General features: G+C 44.1%; 4 protein-coding genes and 1 tRNA gene. All 5 read left to right on the forward strand.

The features are described 5' to 3' along the window. Window positions 1-369: hypothetical protein (locus tag A3761_RS28185; RefSeq protein ID WP_197473221.1), on the forward strand; the 369-nt coding region annotated here is incomplete at its 5' end. A 74-nt stretch (window positions 370-443) separates the two neighbouring features. Next, window positions 444-519, forward strand: a tRNA-Glu gene (locus A3761_RS23840). Between the two features lie 213 nt (window positions 520-732). Next, the gene (locus A3761_RS23845; protein WP_068553238.1) at window positions 733-1,950 is read left to right on the forward strand and encodes an EAL and HDOD domain-containing protein; all 1,218 of its coding nucleotides are present in this window, start codon (window positions 733-735) and stop codon (window positions 1,948-1,950) included. Window positions 1,951-1,992: 42 nt separating this feature from the next. Beyond that, on the forward strand, window positions 1,993-3,207 hold the full coding sequence (locus tag A3761_RS23850) for an acetate/propionate family kinase (protein ID WP_068553236.1): 1,215 nt from the start codon (window positions 1,993-1,995) through the stop codon (window positions 3,205-3,207). A 96-nt stretch (window positions 3,208-3,303) separates the two neighbouring features. Further along, a partial coding sequence (pta, locus tag A3761_RS23855) for a phosphate acetyltransferase (RefSeq protein ID WP_068751042.1) occupies window positions 3,304-4,815 on the forward strand: 1,512 nt, incomplete at its 3' end.

Consider the following 4,815-nt stretch of genomic DNA (forward strand, 5'->3'; position numbering starts at 1 on the left):
AGAAAAGCCCGTAAGCGCGTCGAGTATGTGTATCAACTGGCCAAAGATATTGGTACGTTAAACGCCTATTCCGATATCAACACAAATTTTGCCCGCTGTTCAACTCTTGTATACAAGAACAAAGGTCTACCCGCCATAGATTTGGCCGAGCACGCATACTATTTTTGCTCTGGTGAAAACAAACTTCGATTCGAGATTATCCTGCTCATCGACCAGGGACTTTCGCAAGAAAAATTAGAAGCTCAGATTCCTACTACGCATCATAAAGTATTAAAACAGTACCAAAATCTAATAAAACGTAAGGGCACTCTTGCAGCATTTGACCTCACTGCAAACAATCTCAAAGCTTGCTTACAACAAATTGAATAGTTTTTTATTTAAAGTGTTGACTTGGTCGAGCCTCTTCTCTAGTATACGCGCCACTTCGACGGAGAAGCAGTTGCGTCCCCTTCGTCTAGAGGCCTAGGACACCGCCCTTTCACGGCGGTAACAGGGGTTCGACTCCCCTAGGGGACGCCATTTTCCTTCTTAACTTCTCCAATACCTCTCGAATACTTCCAAGAACTTAGTCTCCCCCTAGATATAGATACCAACCCAATCTTTTTACGTTTTTTTGCACCATTTTCCACCTGTTTTTACCCGCGTCAACTAAACTGCTTATAGACAAACTACGCGCCCAACTTATCCGAACAAGTTTTGGTGCGATTTAGGGATTTTCTATTGAGACAAAGTATGACCGATAAAAACGACGTATTACTTGCCAGACAACCAATTTACGACCGTTCAAAAACAGTCACTGGTTACGAGCTACTCTTTCGCAGTGAATGCGACACCCCCATTAGTAGCTTTGATGGCAACCTAGCAACGTCACGGGTTTTACTTAATTTATTTACAGAAAGCGATATATCAAGCATTACGAATAACCTGCCTGCCTATGTCAATTTTACTGCTGAACTCCTGCATAACCCACCACTATTCAACCCTGATACGGTGGTAATAGAAGTACTGGAAAATATCGAAATTACAGACAAGGTTGTTTCCAGCCTAAAAAAGCTTAAACAACGCGGTTTCACGCTAGCACTTGATGACTTTATTATGGATGAACGTTATCAACGCATATTGCCACTGGTAGACATTATTAAACTAGAACTACCTGAAATGGACGATGATGAATTACAGGCAACTATTAAAAACCTTAAGCAGCATGACGTAACTCTTCTGGCGGAAAAGATCGAAACACCTGAGCAATTTAAGCGCTGCCACGAACTTGGCTGCGACCTCTTCCAAGGCTATTTTTTATCCAAGCCCGAGATAATTAAAGGTAAGAAAATCGCTGCAGGAAAAATGGCAATAATTAACCTAATTTCTGAAATTCAAGCACCCGAGATTGATATGGATGGCTTAACCTCCATTATTTCCCGAGACCCGGCACTAAGCTTCAAGCTTCTCAAGCTAATTAACTCTGCCGCCTTTAAACGAAGCAACACCATCGACTCTATTCACAAGGCAGTCACCTTACTGGGCATAGATAAAATTAAGAGCTGGGCCAGCTTGCTGGCATTAAGCAAGTTGGACGACAAGCCCGAAGCGCTGCACTATATGGCGCTGGTACGTGCACTAATGTGTGAAAGGCTATCGGAATATATTGAACCAAGCCTAAAAGACCAGTTTTACACCGTCGGCCTGCTTTCTTGCCTTGATGCATTTTTTGATCAATCACTAAGCGATATCGTCTCTCATATTTCATTAGCACCGGGAATAAATGATGCGCTCACTCTATTAAAAGGTAATGCCGGACTTGCCCTATCCACCACAATTGCCTTTGAACAGTCTGAATGGCAAAAGTTAGACTGGACAGCATTAGCCAAATTCGAGTTAAATGCTAAACAAATCAATGAGATCTATTTCGAATCATCTCGAAAGGCCTTGGAAATTTCTGCAGAGAATTAGTACTCAGGCCACCCCAATAAACTTAGGAAACGTTTATTTAGCATGGCTAACTCCCTTATTCTTGTTATCAATTGTGGCAGTTCATCTTTAAAGTTTGCACTCTACTCAACCCACCCTGAAACAAGCCTTCTCGCAGAAGGCTTGGCAGAGTCGCTTAATCAGACAGAAGGCAAACTTACTGTTAAGCACCCAGGTGAGAAAGAAACCCTCTTATTAAACCTATCTTCGGAACTTGGCAACAGCCATGCGCTTGCCCTACAAGCAGCAATAGAGAAACTTGCTCGGCACTTTCCAATCAAAGAAGAACTCAAGGCCATCGGACATAGAGTTGTTCACGGCGGTAATATCTTTAGCGAATCTGTTGTGATTAGCGAACAAGTACTTGAGCAGATCAAAGCCTGCATCCCCCTTGCTCCATTGCATAATCCAGCCAATATAGTGGGTATCGAGAGCTTACAAGTGCTGCACCCTAATCTCCCACAAGTTGCAGTATTTGATACGGCATTCCATCAAACAATGCCAGCCAAAGCTTATACTTACGCACTACCCTACAAGCTTTATTCTGAACATAATGTTCGCCGCTATGGTTTTCACGGTACCAGTCACCGCTATATTGCTAAGCGTGCATCTGAAACGATAAATAAGTCATTGCCAGAGCTAAACATTATTACCGCTCACCTGGGTAACGGCGCAAGTGTTGCGGCAATAAAAAACGGTAAAAGCGCTGATACAAGTATGGGCATGACCCCACTTGAAGGGCTTGTAATGGGCACCCGATCTGGCGACATAGACCCAGGTATTTTTGACTTTCTAATCAGTCAGAATTACTCGCCCGAGGAGATATCCGAACTCCTAAACAAGCAAAGCGGTTTACTCGGTATATCTGAGCTGAGCAACGATATGCGCACAATTTGTGAGAAGGCAGATGAAGGTCATACCCAATGCAAACTTGCTTTGGAGGTATTTTGCTTTAGAGCTGCCAAACACCTGGCCGGCATGATGGCCTCACTAGAACAAATAGATGCACTGGTGTTCACCGGTGGAATTGGCGAGAACTCAGCTGTCGTTAGGCAAAAAATTGTCAAACACTTGTCAATTTTCGGCTTTACTATTAACCATGCAGCAAACAATCAGCCTTCTTCACGTAACGAATGCTACAACGGGCTTTCTATTCATGAAGACCAATCTATCCCGGTACTCGTCATCCCAACTGACGAAGAAGCTATGATTGTAGAAGACACTCTATCGCTAATATAACAAATGCTATGCGGCCACTTCTACCAGCTATTGCAACGAACCATTATGCTCTCAAACCCTTAGAATATTTGAGAACAGATTTAAGGAAAGTCTAATATGTCTAAGTCATTTTTTATTGCACCAACCGCTAAAAATGCCGGCTTAACATCCGTCAGCCTTGGCCTACTCAGAGCGCTTGACCAGATAGGTGTAAGAGTTGGTTTTTTTAAGCCGATTACACAAATTACCCAAAGCCGCCCCGATCACTCCGTCCACTTTGCTAATGCAATCAATCATATCGACAGCCCAAAGCCTATTCCACTGAAGACAGCACAAGATTACCTTACACGCGGCGACAAAGACCTTCTTATGGAAGAAGTAATCGAAAACTTCCATAAGATAAAAAAGCTGTACGATGTAATAATCATTGAAGGAATCGTTCCAACAACAGACGAAGCTCATACCAGCGTGCTCAATAAGGAAATGGCAAACAGTCTCGACGCAGAAATCATTCTGCTTGTGCCAATGACCTCCTTGCCAAGCAATTGTTCAGTTGATACCTTCGATGACCACCTAAAAACATCCTTGAGCGTATTCTCCTCAATTAAAGCCGGTGTCATTGGCTGTATTTTGAATAAAGTAGGCTGCGCACAAAACGCCAAACAACTGCACGATGATGCGATTTCGCTCACCGAAGCAACAGAGGTCGAAAACTGCCAACAACTACTCAGCACCAGCACCTTAATAGAAGCATCCACAGTGCTTAGTGAAAGTTTTCATTCTATAGGCCAGATACCCCTTGTACCGGCTTTACAGGCGCCGCGAGTCTTTGATATCGCAAATGAGCTACAAATGAAGGTCTTACCTGGAACGGGTAACGAAGAGCTTTTGCGTACACGAAGGGTTACGAGGATAGCCATTTGCGCTCGTAGTGTCAGCAACCTTGTCAGCGCACTAACCCCTGGCTGTCTACTAGTAACGCCCGGTGACAGAAGTGACGTGCTACTTGCTGCTGGCATGGCTGTACAAAATGGCCTTCCTTTAGCGGGTATCGTGTTAACGGGTAACTACCAGCCCGACCAAAGTATTCTCGATTTCTGCCGCCCTGCACTTCAAAACGGTTTACCACTGCTTAGTACGCATCATGACACCTTTGAAACCGCTGTTGCATTATCCAAGCTTGAAAATAAAGTTCCGCTAGATGATTTAAATAGAATGGATGAGGTAATGACGACTGTTGCCGACCATCTGGATATAGATTGGCTCAAACTACACTGCGATAAAGAACGCGCAACACGCCTTTCTCCGCCGGCATTTCGCTACCAGTTATCTGAAAATGCACGCAGTGCAGCGAAGACAATCGTATTACCTGAAGGCAATGAACCAAGAACTATATGCGCTGCTATCGCTTGCCACGAGCGAGAGTTAGCTCAGTGCATACTAATAGGCAATCCCGATGAAATTAAAGCAGTCGCGAGTGCTCAGGGTGTCACGCTTTCCAGTGATATTCAGATCGTCGACCCAGACGAAGCACGTGAACGCTATGTCATCCCAATGACAGAGATCAGAAAGCATAAAGGCGTGAGTCACCAAATGGCGCGAGCAATGCTAGAAGACAATGTCGTACTC

The sequence above is a fragment of the Oleiphilus sp. HI0123 genome, assembly GCF_001635315.1.